This is a genomic window from Streptomyces flaveus (genome assembly GCF_014647675.1).
Classification (GTDB): domain Bacteria; phylum Actinomycetota; class Actinomycetes; order Streptomycetales; family Streptomycetaceae; genus Streptomyces; species Streptomyces flaveus.
Genome location: NZ_BMPQ01000055.1, coordinates 14,297 through 33,269 on the forward strand (window position 1 = coordinate 14,297; position 18,973 = coordinate 33,269).

Sequence of the window (18,973 nt, forward strand, 5' to 3'; positions counted from 1 at the left end):
GGGGCCGGTGTCAGCGGCGGCGGCGGTGCAGGGCGATCGCGGCTGCCGTGCCGCCCGCCACCGCGCCGACGCCGGCCGCCGCGGGGATGCCGACCTTCGCCGCCTTGCGGCCCGTGCGGTAGTCGCGCAGGCGCCAGTCGAGGGTGCGGGCGTGCTTGCGGAGCTTGGCGTCGGGGTTGATCGCGTACGGGTGCCCGACGAGCGAGAGCATCGGGATGTCGTTGTGCGAGTCGCTGTACGCGGCGCAGCGGCTCAGGTCCAGGCCCTCCGCCGCCGCCAGCGCCCGTACCGCCTCCGCCTTCGCGGGGCCGTGCAGGGGTTCGCCGACGAGCTTGCCTGTGTAGACGCCGTCGACCGACTCGGCGACCGTGCCGAGGGCGCCGGTCAGGCCCAGGCGGCGGGCGATCACCGTGGCGATCTCGACCGGGGCGGCCGTGACGAGCCACACCTTCTGGCCCGCGTCGAGGTGGGCCTCGGCCAGCGCGCGGGTGCCGGGCCAGATGCGCTCGGCCATGTACTCGTCGTAGATCTCCTCGCCGATCGACATCAGTTCGGAGACGCGGTGGCCCTTCACGATGGACAGCGCGGAGTCGCGCGCCTCCTGCATGTGCTCGGGGTCCTCGACGCCGGCCAGCCGGAACCAGGCCTGCTGCCAGGCGAACCGGGCGAGGTCGCGGGTCTCGAAGAACTTCCGCTTGTGCAGGCCGCGGCCGAAGTGGAACAGCGCGGCGCCCTGCATCACAGTGTTGTCGAGGTCGAAGAAGGCGGCGGCCTTGTCGTCGCCGAGGACCGGGAACTCCGGTTCCTCGGCGGCGGTTTCGGGCGCGGCTTCGTGCGCGAGTTCCTCCAGTTCCTGGGAGGACTTGCGCGCTGCCTCCGCCGAGGCCTCGCCTGCCAACACGCTCCGCGCCGTGGCGGAGCGCCTACGGGGAGTGAGCCATCCGAGAGCGGCCATGGCGTGAGCATAGCCAGTCAGTGCGTTACTTCCGGAGTCGGGAGGTTTGAATGGTGTGAACTCTCCGCGACCGTGTCGTTACGGCTGTGGGCCCTTCCTGACTGGTCGCGCCCATGTGGTGGCGTGGATTGTGTGAAGGTCCCGCATCTGACCGGGCGTGGTCGGCGGGCGAGAATGGCTCGTATGAGTCCCATCTTTCGGCGTACTGACCGCCGTACGGAGAAGAAGAAGGCGCCGCGTGAGCGGCTGGTCACGTTGATCGGGAAGCCCGACTGTCATCTGTGTGAGGACGCGCAGGTCGTCGTCGAGAAAGTCTGCGGAGAACTCGGTGTGTCCTGGGAGAAGAGGGACATCACGCAGGACGAGGAGCTGTATCGCGCGTACTGGGAGCAGATCCCGGTGGTGCTCGTGGACGGTGCGCAGCACACGTTCTGGCGGGTGGACGAGGGGCGGCTGCGGCGGGCCCTCGCGGGGTGAGGGGAGCGCGCGATCGGACCGTGGTGGCGTGCGCAAACCCGGCCGTCGTGGCGTGCGTAACCGAACCGTGGCCCGTCCGAGCACTCCAAGTGGTTCGCAAAGTCACTTAGGATCGGGGCGGTCTGGCCTCGGGGGCGGGGAGCGTAGAGGAGTGTGTACGGCTTTGCCCCCATCAAGCAGGGAACGAAGGTGCCTTTGCGCCGGTTCCATACGCATGTGGCAGGGTCGCGTGACCCCGGTCACGTTGGGCGGGCAAATCGGACACCATCTTTGTGCATGCATTCACAAAGACATAGCCTGCTGTCGACGGGGCGGTCGGACGTGTGGCCGCCTGCAGCCCCGCTCTACCCGCAGGAGCACCGTGGCAACTGGCCGAACTCACCGACCGGCGACCCGCAGCCGAGGGATTCCCGAGGCCACCGTCGCCAGGCTTCCGCTGTACCTTCGTGCGCTGACCGCACTGTCGGAGCGCTCGGTACCCACGGTCTCCTCCGAGGAGCTCGCGGCCGCCGCGGGGGTCAACTCCGCGAAGCTGCGCAAGGACTTCTCGTACCTCGGGTCGTACGGGACGCGCGGTGTGGGCTACGACGTCGAGTACCTCGTGTACCAGATCTCCCGCGAGCTGGGCCTCACCCAGGACTGGCCGGTTGTGATCGTCGGTATCGGTAACCTCGGCGCGGCGCTGGCCAACTACGGCGGGTTCGCCTCGCGCGGCTTCCGGGTCGCCGCCCTCATAGACGCCGATCCCGCGATGGCCGGGAAGCCCGTCGCCGGAATCCCCGTGCAGCACACCGACGACCTCGAGAAGATCATCAAGGACAACGGCGTGTCGATCGGTGTCATCGCGACCCCCGCGGGCGCCGCCCAGCAGGTCTGCGACCGGCTTGTCGCCGCGGGCGTGACGTCCATCCTGAACTTCGCGCCGACCGTGCTCTCCGTGCCGGACGGCGTCGACGTACGCAAGGTCGATCTCTCCATCGAGCTGCAGATCCTCGCCTTCCACGAGCAGCGCAAGGCCGGCGAAGAAGCGGAAGCCGTGCTCGAGGCCGAGGCCGCAGCGGCGGCGGCGAAGGAGACCGGGAAAGGGCCCGACGGGGATGTCCCCGCCGTGATGCCGGCATGAGTCTTCTCGTCGTCGGGCTGAGTCACCGCAGCGCTCCGGTCAGCGTCCTGGAGCGGGCCGCGCTGTCCGCGGACACGCAGATCAAGCTTCTCCAGGACACCATCGCCGCCGAGCCGGCCACCGAGGCCGCGGTGCTCGCCACCTGCAACCGGATCGAGCTGTACGCCGACGTGGACAAGTTCCACGCCGGTGTCGCCGAGCTCTCCACGCTGCTCGCGCAGCACAGCGGGGTCGGGCTCGAGGAGCTCACGCCCTATCTGTACGTGCACTACGAGGACCGGGCGGTTCACCACCTGTTCTCCGTGGCCTGCGGGCTCGACTCGATGGTGATCGGCGAGGGCCAGATCCTCGGCCAGATCAAGGACGCGCTCGCGACCGCGCAGGAACTGCACACGGCGGGGCGGCTGCTGAACGACCTGTTCCAGCAGGCGCTCAGGGTCGGCAAGCGTGCCCACTCCGAGACCGGCATAGACCGGGCCGGGCAGTCCCTGGTGACGTTCGGCCTGGAGCAGCTGACCTCGGGGGCGGACGTCGAGGGCTGGGCCAGGGGCAAGCGGGCCCTCGTGATCGGTGCGGGCTCCATGTCCTCGCTGGCCGCGGCGACGCTCGCGCGTGCCGGGGTGGCCGAAGTGGTCATCGCCAACCGCACGCTGGACCGCGCCGAGCGCCTCGCCCAGATCCTGACCGAAGGCGGCGATACGGACGTGGCGGCCCGCGCGGTACCGATGGACGCGGTGCCGGCCGAGCTGACACGTGCCGACGTCGCGGTGTCCTGTACCGGCGCGACGGGCCTTGTCCTGACGGCCGAGGCGGTCGCCGAGGCGGTCGAGGGTCGTACGGGTGCGCCCGCCGAGGAGCGCGCGGCCACCCCCCGCGTCGTACGTGCGGACCTTCCGCCCACCAGCGTCGGCACCGACGACGGCTGTCCGCTGGACCTGTCGCCCGTGCAGGGCGCCGCCGCCTTCTCCGTCATGGGGGACGCCGCGGTGGCGGGCCTGGACGCGGCGGCCCTGGAGCAGCACGCGGCCTGGGTGGACAACGCGACGGTCGATCGCCGCCGTACGCACGCGGCTCGTACGCCCGAGTCCGACGCCGGCGTCATCGCCGCACTCGCCGCGACCGTGGCCGCCATCGGGCGCGTGCCGGAGCGTCGTAAGCCCGAGCCCGTCGCCCTGGCCCCGCGCCCGGCGCCCGTGCTCTCGCTGCTCGACCTTGCCATGCCACGCGACATCGACGCGGCCGTGCACCGGCTGCTCGGCGTGCGCCTCGTGGACATCGAGTCGCTGGCCGAGGCCTCCGCGGACGTGCCGATGGCGGCGGACGTGGACATGGTGCGGCGGATCGTGTCCGACGAGGTCGCCGCCTTCGGTGCCGCCCAGCGGGCCGCGCACATCACTCCCACCGTCGTCGCGCTGCGCACCATGGCCGCCGATGTCGTCGCGAGCGAGATCGCGCGGCTCGACGGGCGGCTGCCCGGGCTCGACGAGAAGCAGCGGGGCGAGATCACCCAGACCGTACGGCGCGTGGTGGACAAGTTGCTGCACGCGCCGACCGTACGGGTCAAGCAGCTCGCGGCCGAACCCGGCGGCGCCGGGTACGCGGACGCGCTGCGGACCCTGTTCGACCTGGACCAGGAGACGGTCGACTCCGTCTCGCGGGCCACCGATGACATCAACACCGAGAACGCCAAGAACCGAGGGCGAGCATGACTGAGCGGCGAACGGGGCCGGAGAGCGGCCCCCTGAGGCTGGGGACACGGCGCAGCAAGCTGGCCATGGCCCAGTCCGGGCAGGTGGCTGACGCCGTGAGCCGGGCGACCGGGCGGTCCGTGGAGCTCGTTGAGATCACCACGTACGGCGACGTCTCGCGCGAGCTTCTCGCGCAGATCGGCGGCACGGGTGTCTTCGTGACCGCACTGCGCGAGGCGCTGCTGCGCGGCGAGGTCGACTTCGCCGTGCACTCCCTCAAGGACCTGCCGACCACGCAGCCCGACGACCTCGCACTGGCCGCGGTGCCGGTGCGCGAGGACGCGCGGGACGTGCTCGTCGCCCGGGACGGGCTGAGCTTCGCCGAGCTGCCGGACGGCGCCCGCGTGGGCACCGGTTCGCCGCGGCGCATGGCCCAGCTGAACGCGTACGCGCGCTGCCACGGGCGGACGATCGAGACCGTCGCGATCCGGGGGAACGTCGACACCCGGATCGGGCACGTGCGCGACGGCGAGCTGGACGGCGTCGTACTGGCCGCCGCCGGACTCAACCGGATCGGCCGGATCGACGAAGTGACCGAGTTCCTCTCGGTCGACATGGTTTTGCCCGCCCCCGGCCAGGGGGCTCTCGCGATCGAATGTGCCGCGGACAACGCGGACCTCGTCGCGGCGCTCGCCGAACTCGACGACCCGGTGACCCGGGCCGCCGTGACCGCCGAGCGGTCCCTGCTCGCCTCCCTGGAGGCCGGCTGCAGCGCCCCTGTGGGCGCGCTGGCCGACCTTCCCCCACTCTCGGCTTCGCTCGAGCGGGGGGACCCCCAGGCCGACGGGCAGATCGTCAAGGAAATGCGCCTGCGCGGCGTCGTCGGCACGACCGACGGCTCGACGCTGGTGCAGTTGTCCACCACCGGTCCCGTGCCCGAGACACATGACCAAGCAATGGCGCTCGGCCGTGAACTCGCTGCCGAGATGCTTGCCAAGGGCGCGGCCGGTCTGATGGGGGAGCGAGCACATTGAGCCCCACCACCCTTCCCGCCGGCCTGGAACACGGCTCCGTCACCTTCCTCGGTGCCGGACCCGGAGATCCGGGACTGCTCACACTGCGCGCCGTGCAGGCGCTGGCGAACGCGGATGTCCTGGTCGCCGAGCCCGAAGTGCTCGACGTCGTCCGTACGCACGCCAGACAGGGCGTGACCGTGCTGGACACGGAATCGGGCCCGGACACGCCTCAGCTGACGGTGGTTGACGGCGCGTCAACAACCGCTGGTGCCCCCGCGTCGAGGGACGCGGCCCATATTGTCATGGAGGCCGCACGCGGCGGCAGGCGGGTCGTACGTGCCGTCGCCGGTGATCCCGGGCTCGACACGTATGCCGCCGAGGAGATGCTGGCCTGCGCCGCCGCGGGCGTGCCCTTCGAGGTCGTACCCGGTATCGCCGCGGCCGTCGGAGTGCCCGCGTACGCGGGTGTTCCGCTGCGTGACGCGCAGGGCGCGGACGTGCGGTTCGTGGACGCGAGTACGGCCTCCGGGCGTATCTGGACCGAGGTCGGCACGTCCGACGGGACCGTCGTCGTCTCCTCGACTCTCGACTCCGTCGGTGCCGCCGCGGGCGAGTTGGTGGCCGCCGGCCGCAAGCCCGATACGCCGATGACGGTGACCATCGCCGGTACGACCACCCGGCAGCGGACCTGGTGCGCGACGCTGGGCACGATCGCGCAGACGCTGAAGCAGGCGAAGGTGCTGCCCTCGCCGGACGGCGGGCGGCCGGTGATAGCCGTGGTCGGTGAGCGTTCGGCCGCTGCTCAGCGCGACCAGTTGTCGTGGTTCGAGTCCAAGCCGCTGTTCGGCTGGAAGGTTCTCGTGCCGCGTACGAAGGAGCAGGCGGCGTCGCTCTCCGACCAGTTGCGGTCCTACGGGGCCGTACCGCATGAGGTGCCGACGATCGCCGTCGAGCCGCCGCGGACGCCTCAGCAGATGGAGCGGGCGGTCAAGGGCCTCGTCACCGGACGGTACGAGTGGATCGCCTTCACCTCGGTGAACGCGGTCAAGGCCGTACGGGAGAAGTTCGAGGAGTACGGGCTCGATGCGCGCGCGTTCGCGGGCATCAAGGTCGCCGCCGTGGGGGAGCAGACGGCGAAGGCGCTCGTCGCCTTCGGTGTGAAGCCGGACCTGGTGCCTTCGGGGGAGCAGTCGGCTGCGGGGCTTCTTGAGGACTGGCCTCCGTACGACCCGGTCTTCGACCCGATCGACCGGGTGTTCCTGCCGCGGGCCGACATCGCCACGGAGACGCTGGTCGCTGGACTTATTGAGCTGGGCTGGGAGGTCGACGACGTCACGGCGTACCGGACGGTGCGGGCGTCGCCGCCGCCGGCCGAGACTCGGGAGGCGATCAAGGGCGGTGGCTTCGACGCAGTGCTGTTCACTTCGTCGTCGACGGTCCGGAACCTGGTCGGGATCGCGGGCAAGCCGCACAACGTGACGGTGATCGCGTGTATCGGGCCGGCCACGGCCAAGACGGCTGAGGAGCACGGGCTGCGGGTCGATGTGATGGCTCCGGAGCCGTCGGTGCACAAGCTGGCGGAGGCGCTTGCCGACTTCGGCTCGCGGCGGAGGGCTGCCGCGGTGGAGGCCGGGGGGCCGGTTACGCGGCCCAGTGAGAGGCGGCCGGGGTCGCGGCGGAGGCGTACGACGTAGCTCCGCTGGTGGAGCAGTTGGGGTGCGTTCGAAGCTGCGGGTTCGTTGTGGCTGGTCGCGCCCGCGCGGCGGAGCCGCAAATCGATACAGCCCCGCGCCCCTGAAGAGGCCGCAGGCCTCTTCAGGGGCGCGGTCAAGCGCGTGTGGCCGAAGTGGAGCAGGTTTGTGGGGGCGTAGGTCGACTTGCCGTGGCGTAGGTGGTGACTCTGCTGCGGAGGCGGATCGAGGGCGCGGAGGGCCGGGAAGTGCCCGGTGATCTCCGACTCCGCGTCGGCAAAGGTGGTCCTGGGGCGGGCGTAGCGTAGAGGGCATGACGAAGTACGGATCCTTCCCCGGTACGCGGCCGCGGCGGCTGCGTACCACTCCCGCCATGCGCCGCATGGTCGCCGAAACCCGGCTGCACCCGGCCGACTTCATCCTCCCCGCGTTCATCCGCGAAGGCGTCAGCGAGCCGGTGCCGATCGCCGCGATGCCCGGGGTCGTGCAGCACACGCGGGACAGCCTGAAGAAGGCGGCGCTGGAGGCGGTGGAGGCCGGGGTCTCCGGGATCATGCTGTTCGGTGTGCCGGAGGAGTCCAAGAAGGACGCCCTCGGGACGCCGGGGACCGACCCGGACGGGATTCTGCAGGTCGCCCTTCGTGACGTACGGGCCGAAGTCGGCGACGAACTCCTCGTCATGTCCGACCTCTGCCTCGACGAGACCACCGACCACGGCCACTGCGGCGTCCTCGACGAGCAGGGCCGCGTCGACAACGACGCCACGCTCGAGCGGTACGCCGAGATGGCCCAGGTGCAGGCCGACGCGGGGGCGCACGTGGTGGGGCCCAGCGGGATGATGGACGGTCAGATCGGTGTCATCCGCGATGCGTTGGACCAGATCGGGCGCGAGGACGTCGCGATCCTCGCCTACACCGCCAAGTACTCGTCCGCCTTCTACGGGCCGTTCAGGGAGGCCGTCGCCTCGTCGTTGAAGGGCGACCGCAAGACGTACCAGCAGGACCCCGCCAATGTACGGGAGTCCATGCGGGAGTTGGCCCTCGATCTGGAGGAGGGCGCCGACCTGGTGATGGTCAAGCCGGCGGGACCTTACCTGGACGTCCTTGCGCGGGTCGCGGACTCGGTGGATGTGCCGGTGGTCGCGTACCAGATCTCCGGCGAGTACTCGATGATCGAGGCCGCTGCCGAGAAGGGCTGGATCGACCGGGACCGGGCGATCCTGGAGACGCTGACGGGGATCAGGCGGGCGGGGGCCCAGAACGTTCTGACGTATTGGGCGACGGAGGTTGCGGTAGCGCTCCGCTAAGGGTGCGGTTCGGAGAGCTCGGTTGGTTCTGTGGTTTGGCGGCTGCGGGTTCGTTGTGGCTGGTCGCGCAGTTCCCCGCGCCCCTGAAAGAAGGGCCTGCGGCCCTCTTTCAGGGGCGCGGGTGTTCGTCGTCGGCCCCGCCCGTCTCTACAGCCAGTCGTGTTCGCGTGCGTAGCGTGCTGCTTCGTGGCGGGTTCGGGTCTGGGTTTTCTGCATGGCGTTCGAGAGGTAGTTGCGTACGGTGCCTTCCGCCAGGTGGAGGCGGGTGGCGATGTCGGCGACGGAGTACCCGGCGCCGGTCGCTCGCAGGACGTCGATCTCCCGGTCGGTGAGAGGGCAGTCGTCGACGAGGGCGAGCGCGGAGACGTCCGGGTCGATCCAACGCCTGCCCTCGTGCAGGGTGTTGATGACCGACGTGATGTGCGCGGGTTCCGCCGACTTGCTGACGAAGCCCTGGACTCCGAGTTTCAGGGCTTTGCGGAGCACCCCGGGCCTGGCATGGCGGGTCAGCATGAGGATCACCTGGTCCGGCCGCGCACGGCGGATCTCCGCGACGGCGCCGAGTCCGTCCACACCGGGCATCTCCAAGTCGATGACGAGCACGTCGGGCCTGTGTCGCAGTGTGGCCTGGACGGCTGATTCGCCGTCCTGCGCTTCGGCGAGCACAGTGATCTCCCCTTCGAGGGTCAGCAACGCCGCCAGCGCCTTGCGGAGAAGGGCCTCGTCGTCGGCGAGCACCACGGTGGTCATCGGTCGTCCTCCTGCGCCGCGGAGGGCAGCGGCAGCGTCGCTGAGCGAAGGCCCGGGAACACCGCAGCCGTGAGGAAGCGACCGTCCTTTTGCTCCACCGTCAGTTCGCCTCCGTTGTCGCCCACTCGTTCCTTGAGGGTGGCCAGTCCGCTGAGCCCTGGCAGGGGGGCCTCCCGGGCGCCGTCGTTGACGATGCTGATGCCCGACTCCGAGAGGGTGATCCGCACCCGCGTGGCTTGTGCGTGGCGCAGGATGTTGGTCGTCGTCTCGCGGAGGACCTGGCCGAGCAGCCCGTTGACTCGCTCATCGACGTCCGCCTCACGGTTGACGCGTACGCGGATGCCCGCGGCCTCGAAGAGGTTCTTCGCGTTCTCCAGCTCCACGGACAGGTTGAGCCGCCGCTGTGCGTAGGCGAGTTCCTTGGTCTGGGTGATGGTGTCGCCGACCAGGGCGCGCACCTCCCGTAGTTCCTCCTCCGCCCGCCCGATGTCGCTGCGCACCAGCTTCTCGGCCAGCATGACCTTCAGCTTCACCACATGCAGTGTGTGGCCCTGGATGTCGTGCAGATCGCTGGCGAAACGTACGCGTTCCCGGACGACGGCCAACTCCGCTTCGCGTTCCCGTGACTGCTCCAGCTCCTCGACGAGGTCGTAGAAGACCTGGCCGGCGAACATGCCGCCCGTCACCACCACCGTGACACCTGCCGGAATGAGGACGTAGCGGATCAGGGCGTCGGGCACATCTGCCGGTGACACCAACAGCCTGGCCGTGCCCACCACGGCGACGAAGGTGATCAGCCCGACGGCGGCCAGGACGCGGTGGCGCGGCAGCTGGGGGGCGTACAGGGAACCCACGATGGAGATGCCGTAGAACGCCGTATGGCCGTCCACCACCAACACCCCGGCGAGCCACACCACCGCGGTGATGATCAGGCACGGGAGTGCGACCCGGGGAATGCTGTCCGCTGTCCACCGCATGGAAGCCACCAGCGCCGCGGTCACGCCCAGGCCCAGGATGACGGCGTGCCACCACGTCCGGGCATCGACCGCCACCAGCAGTGTCCCTACGGGAGCGGTCACCGCGACCATCGTGGTGACGTTCAGTCTGCGCAGCCGTTCCCGCGTTCCCGCACGGTGCTCGGACATCATGTGTTCCCCCGCTTCGGCCTCACCGCTGGGTCTTCACGCTGAGCAGCGGGATCGCCAGAGCGCTCGGCACGGCGAGGGCCGCGGCCGTCCACATCAGCCACTGGTTGTTCTCGAGCCAGGACTCCATGTCGTCAGGGTAGAGACCGACGCCGAGGTGGTGGAGGAAGTAAACCGCGCAGACCACAAGGAAGACGGCCGTATTGGCCGTCAGCAGAATGCGCAGGGGTCCGGTGTCCATGTGCGGCTCTCCGTGATCGAACAGCAGAGTCTGCCCCGCAGTATTCTTCCGGCTCCGTGGGTGGCACCAGTGACACTGCGTCATGGGTTTGCCCCCAGGAATGTCATGGCGACGTGATGACGCCACGCCACTGCCGGGCGAGCGTGATGACGGCTGAGATCGATGCATGACCTCGACACCCGTCATCGACGTTGAACGTCTGAACCTCAGCTACGGCGACTTCCACGCCGTGAAAGACCTGTCCTTCCAGGTGCGGAAGGGGGAGCTCTACGCGCTGCTCGGCACGAACGGGGCCGGTAAGACCTCGACCTTGGAGACCGTCGAAGGCCACCGCACGGCCACCTCGGGCACCGTGCGGGTCTTCGGGCAGAGCCCGCGCGACCGGCGCGCCGTGCGGCCCCGGATGGGCATCATGCTGCAGGAGAGCGGATTCTCCCCGGATCTGACGGTGAGGGAATCGGTCCGGCTGATCGGAAAACTCTCCCAGCGCAGGGACAGGGTCGAACGCGTACTCGGCATCGTCGACCTCACGCACAAGGCCGGCACCCAGGTGTCCCAGCTCTCCGGCGGTGAGAAGCGACGTCTGGACTTCGCCACCGCCGTGTACGGGAAGCCTGAGCTGATCTTCCTGGACGAGCCCACCACCGGCCTGGACATCCAGTCCCGGGACGCTCTGTGGGACGCCGTGGACAAGCTGCGCGAAGACGGATCCACCATCGTGCTCACCACGCACTACCTGGAAGAGGCTCAGCAGCGCGCCGATCGCATCGGGCTCATGCACAAGGGCGCCTTCCACCAGGAAGGGACCGTCTCCGAGCTGACGCGGACCCTGCCGGCCGCCATCCGCTTCTCCCTGCCGGCCCCCGCACCGGCGCTACCGCTGCAGGCCACGCGCGAGAGCGACGGGACGTTCCTCATCCAGACCTTCGACCTGCCGAAGGACCTCTACATCCTGCTCGGTTGGGCGCACGACAACGCGGTGGAGCTGCGGGAACTCCAGGCCGGGCCGACTCGACTCGACGACGTCTTTCGCTCCATCGGCAGCTGAGCGCTCCGCTGGGTTTGGCGGTTTGAAGGTGCGGGTGCGTTGTGGCTGGTCGCGCCCGCGCGGCGGAGCCGCAAATCGATACAGCCCCGCGCCCCTGAAAAGACGGGGCCTGCGGCCCTCTCTTTTCAGGGGCGCGGTAGCGCACCGGACTTCGCCAAGGCCGCTCAGACCACTCCCGGAACTTCCCTAGAAAAGGACCTTCACCATGCTCTCAATCGCTCTTGGCGAGCTGATCCAGGTCTTCCGGAACCGGCTGGTTCTGGTCACCAGTTTCATCATGCCCGTGGCGGTCAGCGCGTACTTCATCCACCAGCACGAAACCTTTGCGGACCTGGGCAGTCTCGGGTACATCGCGGCGGTGGTGATGTTCACCGTGGGCGCGTTCGGGCTCTACACCACCACGGTGACCACTTTGGCCTCGCGTCGTCAGAACCTCTTTCTCAAGCGGCTGCGCTCCACCCCGGCGAGCGACGCCGGCATTCTCTCGGGGCTGATGCTCCCGGTCACCGTCCTCGCACTGGTCCAGGTGACCGCGATCCTCATCGTGCTGGCCGCGGTCGCCGGCGGGCCGACCAATGTTCCCCTCCTGGTGGCGGCGGTCCTCTCGACGGTGATCATGATGCTCGGCCTGGGACTGGCCACGGCGGGGCTGACGAACTCCCCCGAGCACGCCCAGGTGACCACGCTGCCCGTCAGCCTCGGCGCCATCGCCGTCGCCAGCTGGGTGGGGATCACCGGCACCGAGGAGCTCACCCTGCTCAAGCGGCTGCTCCCCGGCGGCTCGGCCACCGAGCTGGTCCTCAACGCCTGGAACGGCGGCGTTCCGGTGGCGGACTCCCTGCCTCTGCTGCTGCCCACCCTGAGCTGGGTCGTCGTCGCCGTCGCGCTGGCCTCCCGCCTCTTCCGCTGGGAACCGCGCCGCTGACCACCCCGCGTGTCCGCGGCTGCCCCTCACCGTCCTGCGGGCGGTGGGCCGGGTCTCTGCCCGGTCGGCACCCCCGTATCGCTTCCGTTCGCTTCCGTATCGCTCCGCAGCCCAACTCTGTCCGCACCCAACTCCGGAGGAGCAAGTGAAGAAAATACGCGCGGCCGCCTGGGCCGCTTCCGCACTCGTCACCGCCTCAGCCCTGACCGGCACGCTCACCGGTCCTGCCGCGGCCACCTCGGGCAAGGCGTCCGAGCCCGCCGCCACAGCGCAGAAGCCCGCCGGGGCTTTAGCCACCGCCACCGCCACTGATGGCGTCACGCACGAGGAGAACGACCGCGTCCCGAAGGGTTCCGTCTGGACGCAGCACTACTTCCCGTCCTCGGACGGCTCCGGTACCGAGTTGCACGCCGACGTCCTGCTGCCGGAGAAGCTGCCCAAGGGCAAACGGGTGCCGGTCATCCTGTCGGCGGGCGCCTACTTCGGGCACTCCGGGCAGATCGCCCCCGAGGACTGGAAGCACACCGGCCCCTCGAACCGCTTCCAGGACTTCATCGAGGGCACCGACCTGTTCGACCAGGGCTACGCCTTCGTGATGGTCGACACGCGCGGCTTCGGCGGTTCCACCGGCTGCCTCGACTTCGGCGGACCCGGGGACCAGGCCGACGTCAAGGCCGCGATCGACTGGAGCGCGAGCCGGCCGTGGTCCACGGGCGCGGTGGGGATGTACGGCAAGTCGTTCGACGCGCTCACCGGCCTCATCGGCAACAACCTGGACCAGGACGCGCTCAAGGCCGTCGTCGCCCAGGAGCCGGTGTGGGACAACGACCGGCTCATCCACTCGGGCGGCGTGCCCCTTTCGCGGGTCGTCACGACCGCCACCACCTACAACGCCATCGCCTCGCTCCCACAGATGCCGGACGACGACGCGCGCTACTGGGCCAACTCCCGCTACGAGCAGAGCCATCCGGAGTGCCTCACGGAGAACCTGGCCGGGTACCGCATCACCGACCCGGACAACGCGTACTGGACTGCTCGCGATGCGGCGAAGAAGGCCAAGGGCACCGACACCCCGCTGTTCTTCACCCAGGGCTTCATCGAGGACAACACCAAGCCCGAGGGGATGCAGGAGTTCCTCGCCAACCACAAGGGCCCCGAGCGCGGGTGGGTCGGCCAGTGGGACCACGTGCGCGGCAACGACCGTACCGAAGACGGGCGTCTGGCCATGGGGCGCGAGGGCTGGTTCAAGGAGACGCTCTCCTTCTACGACCAGTACCTGAAGGGCACCGAGCCGGAGGTCCGCCACCCGGCCTACGCCGTCGAGGACAACACCGGCGCCTGGCGCGCCCAGAAGACGTGGCCGGTCGTGGAGAGGTCCGCCACCCTCCGGCTCGGCGGCGGCTCGTACGTGGACGACGGCGGCACCTCCGCGATGCGGGCCCTGGACCCGTCCGGCAGGACGAAGCCGCCGAAGGCCGCGAAGCCGTCCGGCAAGGGGGACTCGGAGAACGCCTCCAGCAGCGTGCCGGCCATCCCGAAGGGACTGGCCGAGGCGCAGGTGAAGCGTCAGAAGGCCGGTGAGGTCACGTCCAGCTTCTTCAAGTGGTCCGAGCCGGTCGATCAGGCCACGCGTATCACCGGCACCCCCCGCCTCTCCATGACCGCCGAGGGGGAGGGAAACGTGATGGTCAAGCTGTACGACGTGGCCAAGGACGGCACCGCCGTCATGTTCGACGAGCAGGTCTCCCGGCTGGACTCGGACCGGCCGACCCTCGACCTCAAGTCGACCGACTGGACCCTGAAGGCCGGACACACCCTGGCCGTGGAGATCGGTTCCGTGCAGACCGGCGATTGGCTCGACACACCGTCCAAGCAGAAGGTCAGGATCAAGGACGCGCGGCTCGAACTGGCCCTGGACGACCCGGCCGACGACGTCGCCACCGGCGGCGAGCGCTCACCCTACCTGGACACCTATCTGAGCCAGTACACGGTGCAACTGCCCGTCGGTTCCCCGGCGTTCACGGTGCCGTCGGCCCGCGACGACCGCTGATCCGCTGTCGCTGCACCGCGCCGCGTCGGCGCGCGTGAGCCGTCCCGGTCGCCCCTGCCAGGCGCGACCGGGACGGCCGTGCTTCCTCAGCTGTGCAAAGAAATCTATACAGTTTTCCGTCCAGAGGTGTACAGTTTCGAGTATGTCGATCCTTAGTGAGAATCCGACAGTGCTCTCCGTCACCGAAGCCACGGGCAAGGGAGTCGCCGGACTGGTCAAGGCGGCCGAGGCCGGCGAAGACGTCATGGTGGAGCGGCACCACAAGCCGGTTGCCGCGGTGATCGGCGTTGAGCGGCTGCGCAAGCTGGAGGAGTTGGAAGAGGACCTCCTGGACGCGCTGCTGGTGCTGACCCGAGCGGCTGCGGATGACGGCAGCCGTGCGCCGCTCGACGATGTGCTGCGCCGCTTCGGTACCGACCGGGAGAGTCTCGACCGGGAGTTCGGCGAGCACTGACGAGAGCGGCGAGTACTGGCGGGGGATGGGGCGAGGCGGCTTGCGCGGTCAGTCGGGCGGGCGACTCATCCAGTTCTCCCAGGTGGTGATCGCCTCTTCCAGGGGCATCGCCTGAGCTTCCTCCAGGGGCAGGCCCGCCTTGCCGGTCAGCCGGTCGATCAGCCAGGCAGGCACGGGCTCGGGTGGCGGCGGTGCTGCGGCGCCCGGATCGAGGCCGAACTTTTCGAGAAGGTCCCGCAGGACCCGGATGTTCGGCGTGTCCGGAAGGTCCGCCAGCCTCCGCCGGACTTCGTCGTAGACGGCCGAGTCCTCGCGGGCTCCAACAGCCCACACCTCCGAGATCTCCACCTCGCTCGGGCCGTCGCCGTCGTCGACCACGCGCCATACGATGCGCCAGTGCCGGTCGCCCACGACCAGCTTGCGGAAGCCGACGAGATCGCCGACGAGTGGCCTTCCGGCGTACGGATCGCGCTCCAGCAAGCGAACCTTGTGCAGTGCGGCGCGCGCGATCTGCGGATCCCTGCGATGCAAGGCGTCCAGGTCGGCTTCGGCCGCTGCGGTGAACCGCACAGGGTGGCGGGGCGTGTCCGGCATGGAGCAGACGGTAGTGGGTGGCCATGTCTACTTGCAACTGCCTTGATGGATAGAGTGCAATTGATTTCGCGAGACGGCGGCAAGCTGGATACTGGATAACGGTATTTAGTTTTCCGAGTGATCAGTTGAGGGGCGTGCCTTGACGGATATGACGACAGGGGTCGCTGCGAGCGAGCTCGGGATCTCGGTGAACACCCTCAAGAAGCTGATCGCTGCGGGGCTGCTGCCGGAAGTGCACGAGCGGGGCAACCGGACCTTGCTGCCGGCAGGCGACGTTCGCGTACTGGCCCAGCGTGAGACGGTCGACCTCGAATCGCTCGGGTGTGAGGAACTGGCCGTGCTGAGGGTGGGGCCTGCCGAGCCTGTCACGGACGACACGGAGCGTATGTGGATCGGCTATGGGGCGAGGCTCACGACAAAAGAGAAGTACGAGGCGCTGCGCGGATGGTGGCGCTGCGACCCGGAACGTGTGAAGCGGGCAGGTGTCCTGGCCGTGACGGTCGGCTCCTACGTGGTCGCGGTGCTGACCGACTTCCATGGCTCCGAGCCGGGCGACGGAGGACGGTACCGCTTCTCGGCTCAACTCGCGGGCTACACGACCGACTTGGTCACGCCTGTTCAGGTCGTACGGGACGAGGTACCAGGTGCCGCCGAAGCACGGCACCTCCTCGGCAGACGCCTCGACTCGGAGTCCGGTGGGCCCGTGGCGTATGTGGGGCGTTGAAGGGCTTCACGTTCAGGTGGTCGGCGCTGGCCATGCCCCGGGCGCGGCGCCCACATACGTGCTCCAGCCCGTCCGGGCCAGGGTGGTGAGCGAAGAGGCCGGCATGGTGAGTTGACTGAACTAACTTGAAGAAAATGGCAGGTCAGTGGGGTTAGCTTCGGTCCTGGAGGTGCATCTGGTGGCGCTCACCCAGCTGTCCTGCGCGTGGTGACAACACGCTGGCACCTCCGCCTGCGGGGGAGCCGGTTCCCCGCCGAACCCGATCGGCCCCGGGCCACACTGCATGCGACGGGGCTGCCAAAAAAACCGGTTGGAGTGCGTCACGGCCGCAGTAAGACTGTCGTCCGCCGGAATCGAGGTGACGCACGGGAAGGATCGACTGGATGAGGACGAACCGACTCGGGCGCAGTGCGGTAGAGGTCACGGAGCTGGGCTTCGGCGGTGGGCCACTCGGCGGCCTCTTCGCGCCGCTCGACGACGACATCGCGGCGGCGACGCTGGCCGCGGCCTGGGACTGCGGCATCCGCTACTTCGACACCTCCCCGCACTACGGCATCGGTCATTCCGAGCGCCGGACCGGTGACTTCCTCCGCGGAACGCCGCGAGGAGCGTTCACGCTCTCCACCAAGGTCGGCAGGCTCCTCGTCGCGCAGGACTCGCAGGGCGGCAGGGACGAGAGTTTCCATGTGCCCGCGAATCACCGACGGGTGTGGGACTTCTCCCGCGACGGTGTGCTGCGCAGTGTCGAGGACTCCCTCACCCGCATGGGCGTCGACCGCATCGATCTGCTGTTCCTCCACGACGCGGAGGAACACTTCGACACCGCCCTGCGCGACGGCTTCCCCGCCCTGGCGGAGCTGCGCTCCCAGGGCATGGTGGGCGCCATCGGAGCGGGCATGTACCACACCGGCATGCTGACCAGGCTGGTGAAGGAGACCGACGCCGACGTGGTGATGCTCTCCGGCCGCTACACACTCCTGGACCACAGCGCCCTCGACGGCCTGCTACCCGCGTGCACCCAACGCGGCGTCTCCGTTCTCGCCGCCTCCGTCTTCAACTCCGGGCTGCTCGCCACGCCGCGGCCCACCGATGGAGCGCCTTTCGACTACGCACCTGCCTCACCGGACGTCCTGCGGCGAGCGCATGGGATCGCCGACATCTGCGAGGCACACGGCACGACCCTTCCGCAGGCGGCGATGGCGTTCCCGCTGTGTCACCCCGCGGTCGCGGGCATCGTGGTCGGCATGCGCTCTCCCGAGGAAGTACGGCACAACGTCGCGTCGTTCCAAGCCGATATCCCTGAGCGGCTCTGGGCCGATCTGCGCGAGGCAGGACTCCTCGACGAGCGTGCACCGGTCGGTGCATAAGGCCGACGCAGGGAACGGCACGATGCTCTCTGCATCGGAGCAGCCGGACGGGCTTGGCCGAACAGGGCTGGCACCAGGCCGAATCGAACTGCCGTCCCGGTGGGCGACGGCTAATGTGTCCAGCGCCCGACGAACTGCGCGTATCTGAGAAGGTGTTGACGGAACGGTCGAACGGAAAACGCCCCACACTCGAGGACGTAGCGCGCCGGGCAGAGGTGTCGAAGTCCACGGTGTCCCGTGTGATCAACGGCGAGCCCAGAGTGCGGGCCGTGGTCGCAGAACGCATCCGACAGGCCGTGGACGAACTCGGCTACGTACCCAACCAAGCCGCCCGGAGCCTGGTCACCCGCCGCAACAACGCCGTCGCCGTCGTGGTCACCGAACCGCAGAACCGGCTTTTCGTGGACCCCTACTTCGACTGCCACCTGCGCGGCATCCGGCAGGAACTCGTCCAACAAGGAGCGCAGCCGGTGCTGCTGTTCATCGAGGAGCCGGACGACTATCTGCGCGTCGGAAACTTCCTGGGCGGCGGCCACGTCGATGGCGCCCTGCTGTTCTCGCTGCGCACCGACGACCCGTTGCCCGCCATGGTCGAACATATGGGTATGCCCGCCGTCTTCGGCGGGCGCCCGGCCGTCGGCCCCGACCACCGCAGCCACGGCTTCACGTACGTCGACGCCGACAACCGCGGTGGAGCCAGGGAAGCCGTCCGGCATCTCGTCTCACTGGGACGTCGACGCATCGGGACCATCACCGGGCCGCTCAACCAGGCTTCCGCGATCGACCGCCTCGACGGCTACCGGGACGTACTCCTGGACACGCCATCCCGGTTGATCGCCGAGGGCGACTTCACGCTGCAGGGCGGCGCCGACGCCATGGCCGCGCTTCTCGACCGGTGTCCCGATCTGGACGCGGTCTTCGTCGCCTCGGACCTGATGGCATCCGGTGCCCTTCGCGTACTGCGGGAACGCGGGCGCAGCGTACCCGAGGATGTGTCGGTTGTCGGCTTCGACGACCTGGCGCCCATCGCCGAGGCGACGGAGCCACCGCTGACCACCGTGCACCAGAACATCGAGGACATGGGGCGCCTGATGGCTCGGTTGCTGTTCAAGCGGACATCGGACGAGCTCGCGTCGCGAGACGGCAGCCATCCGCTGTCCTCTGTGGTCACCCCGACACGTTTGGTCGTGCGGAAGTCCGCCTGAAAGAGCGTTTCATCGACTATCAGCGAGACGGGCTCTGGTTGCCTGGCCGATGAGGGCCTCGGTGATCTGACGGGTGGTCTGCGCGGCGACCCGGGAGTTGACAGCAGCGTAGGAAACGTGGGCGCTCAGGGCCGTGGCCAGGGCCCAGCCGCGGCCTCGGGCCCAGGTGGCGTCGTCCACGCCGAGCGCGGCACGGAAGGCAGCCCGGGGCCCG

Annotated in this window: 18 protein-coding genes and 1 pseudogene; 13 read left to right on the forward strand and 6 right to left on the reverse strand. The window is 69.3% G+C overall.

Annotation, left to right across the window (positions count from 1 at the left end; all coding sequences use genetic code 11):
- Positions 1-10: 10 nt before the first annotated feature.
- Positions 11-955, reverse strand: coding sequence for an HAD family hydrolase (locus IEZ21_RS45135; protein ID WP_189327619.1), 945 nt, complete (start codon positions 953-955; stop codon positions 11-13).
- A gap of 174 nt (positions 956-1,129) precedes the next feature.
- Here IEZ21_RS45135 and IEZ21_RS45140 point away from each other — a divergent pair, with 174 nt between their 5' ends.
- The 6 genes from IEZ21_RS45140 (at position 1,130) to hemB (ending at position 8,256) form a co-directional block, all read left to right on the forward strand.
- Positions 1,130-1,432 carry a glutaredoxin family protein gene (locus IEZ21_RS45140; protein ID WP_033319440.1) on the forward strand — a complete coding sequence of 101 codons (303 nt, stop codon included), beginning with the start codon at positions 1,130-1,132 and terminating at the stop codon, positions 1,430-1,432.
- Positions 1,433-1,793: 361 nt separating this feature from the next.
- On the forward strand, positions 1,794-2,555 hold the full coding sequence (locus IEZ21_RS45145; protein WP_033319441.1) for a redox-sensing transcriptional repressor Rex: 762 nt from the start codon (positions 1,794-1,796) through the stop codon (positions 2,553-2,555).
- Positions 2,552-4,264, forward strand: coding sequence for a glutamyl-tRNA reductase (locus IEZ21_RS45150; protein WP_189327620.1), 1,713 nt, complete (start codon positions 2,552-2,554; stop codon positions 4,262-4,264). The genes IEZ21_RS45145 and IEZ21_RS45150 overlap by 4 nt, the downstream gene beginning before the upstream one ends.
- Positions 4,261-5,277 (forward strand): hydroxymethylbilane synthase, encoded by a 1,017-nt coding sequence (gene hemC, locus IEZ21_RS45155; protein ID WP_189327621.1) that lies wholly within the window; start codon positions 4,261-4,263, stop codon positions 5,275-5,277. Before IEZ21_RS45150 ends, hemC begins: the two co-directional genes overlap by 4 nt.
- Positions 5,274-6,953: a bifunctional uroporphyrinogen-III C-methyltransferase/uroporphyrinogen-III synthase gene (locus tag IEZ21_RS45160; RefSeq protein ID WP_189327622.1), complete on the forward strand. Its 1,680-nt coding sequence runs from the start codon at positions 5,274-5,276 to the stop codon at positions 6,951-6,953. Before hemC ends, IEZ21_RS45160 begins: the two co-directional genes overlap by 4 nt.
- 310 nt (positions 6,954-7,263) lie before the next feature.
- A complete protein-coding gene (gene hemB / locus IEZ21_RS45165) occupies positions 7,264-8,256 on the forward strand; it encodes a porphobilinogen synthase (protein ID WP_189327623.1) in 993 nt (330 codons plus the stop codon).
- A gap of 147 nt (positions 8,257-8,403) precedes the next feature.
- Here the strand turns inward: hemB and IEZ21_RS45170 are convergent, their stop codons facing one another.
- From IEZ21_RS45170 to IEZ21_RS45180, 3 genes are read right to left on the reverse strand one after another with little or no spacing between them, the layout of a single operon-like run.
- Positions 8,404-9,006: a response regulator transcription factor gene (locus IEZ21_RS45170; RefSeq protein ID WP_189327624.1), complete on the reverse strand. Its 603-nt coding sequence runs from the start codon at positions 9,004-9,006 to the stop codon at positions 8,404-8,406.
- Positions 9,003-10,151 (reverse strand): sensor histidine kinase, encoded by a 1,149-nt coding sequence (locus IEZ21_RS45175; protein WP_189327625.1) that lies wholly within the window; start codon positions 10,149-10,151, stop codon positions 9,003-9,005. The genes IEZ21_RS45170 and IEZ21_RS45175 overlap by 4 nt, the downstream gene beginning before the upstream one ends.
- A 22-nt stretch (positions 10,152-10,173) precedes the next feature.
- Entirely contained in the window at positions 10,174-10,392 is a 219-nt protein-coding gene (locus tag IEZ21_RS45180; protein ID WP_189327626.1) for a hypothetical protein, read from the reverse strand.
- Between the two features lie 166 nt (positions 10,393-10,558).
- Between IEZ21_RS45180 and IEZ21_RS45185 the strand changes: the two genes are divergently transcribed.
- From IEZ21_RS45185 to IEZ21_RS45200, 4 genes are all read left to right on the forward strand, one after another.
- Positions 10,559-11,440 carry an ABC transporter ATP-binding protein gene (locus tag IEZ21_RS45185; protein WP_189327627.1) on the forward strand — a complete coding sequence of 294 codons (882 nt, stop codon included), beginning with the start codon at positions 10,559-10,561 and terminating at the stop codon, positions 11,438-11,440.
- 205 nt (positions 11,441-11,645) lie between these two features.
- The gene (locus IEZ21_RS45190; RefSeq protein ID WP_189327628.1) at positions 11,646-12,365 is read left to right on the forward strand and encodes an ABC transporter permease; all 720 of its coding nucleotides are present in this window, start codon (positions 11,646-11,648) and stop codon (positions 12,363-12,365) included.
- A gap of 145 nt (positions 12,366-12,510) precedes the next feature.
- The gene (locus tag IEZ21_RS45195) at positions 12,511-14,415 is read left to right on the forward strand and encodes a CocE/NonD family hydrolase (protein WP_189327629.1); all 1,905 of its coding nucleotides are present in this window, start codon (positions 12,511-12,513) and stop codon (positions 14,413-14,415) included.
- Positions 14,416-14,557: 142 nt separating this feature from the next.
- Positions 14,558-14,869: a type II toxin-antitoxin system prevent-host-death family antitoxin gene (locus IEZ21_RS45200; protein ID WP_246568904.1), complete on the forward strand. Its 312-nt coding sequence runs from the start codon at positions 14,558-14,560 to the stop codon at positions 14,867-14,869.
- Between the two features lie 48 nt (positions 14,870-14,917).
- Here the strand turns inward: IEZ21_RS45200 and IEZ21_RS45205 are convergent, their stop codons facing one another.
- On the reverse strand, positions 14,918-15,463 hold the full coding sequence (locus tag IEZ21_RS45205; protein ID WP_189327630.1) for a type II toxin-antitoxin system RelE/ParE family toxin: 546 nt from the start codon (positions 15,461-15,463) through the stop codon (positions 14,918-14,920).
- Between the two features lie 148 nt (positions 15,464-15,611).
- Here IEZ21_RS45205 and IEZ21_RS45210 point away from each other — a divergent pair, with 148 nt between their 5' ends.
- The 3 genes from IEZ21_RS45210 (at position 15,612) to IEZ21_RS45220 (ending at position 18,759) form a co-directional block, all read left to right on the forward strand.
- Complete coding sequence (locus tag IEZ21_RS45210; protein WP_246568906.1) at positions 15,612-16,187, forward strand: helix-turn-helix domain-containing protein; 576 nt, start codon at positions 15,612-15,614, stop codon at positions 16,185-16,187.
- Positions 16,188-16,570: 383 nt separating this feature from the next.
- A complete protein-coding gene (locus tag IEZ21_RS45215; protein WP_189327632.1) occupies positions 16,571-17,554 on the forward strand; it encodes an aldo/keto reductase in 984 nt (327 codons plus the stop codon).
- A gap of 113 nt (positions 17,555-17,667) precedes the next feature.
- Positions 17,668-18,759 (forward strand): LacI family DNA-binding transcriptional regulator, encoded by a 1,092-nt coding sequence (locus IEZ21_RS45220; RefSeq protein WP_189327633.1) that lies wholly within the window; start codon positions 17,668-17,670, stop codon positions 18,757-18,759.
- Positions 18,760-18,768: 9 nt separating this feature from the next.
- Here IEZ21_RS45220 and IEZ21_RS45225 read toward each other — a convergent pair.
- Positions 18,769-18,973: pseudogene (locus tag IEZ21_RS45225) on the reverse strand (hypothetical protein); the annotation flags it as partial.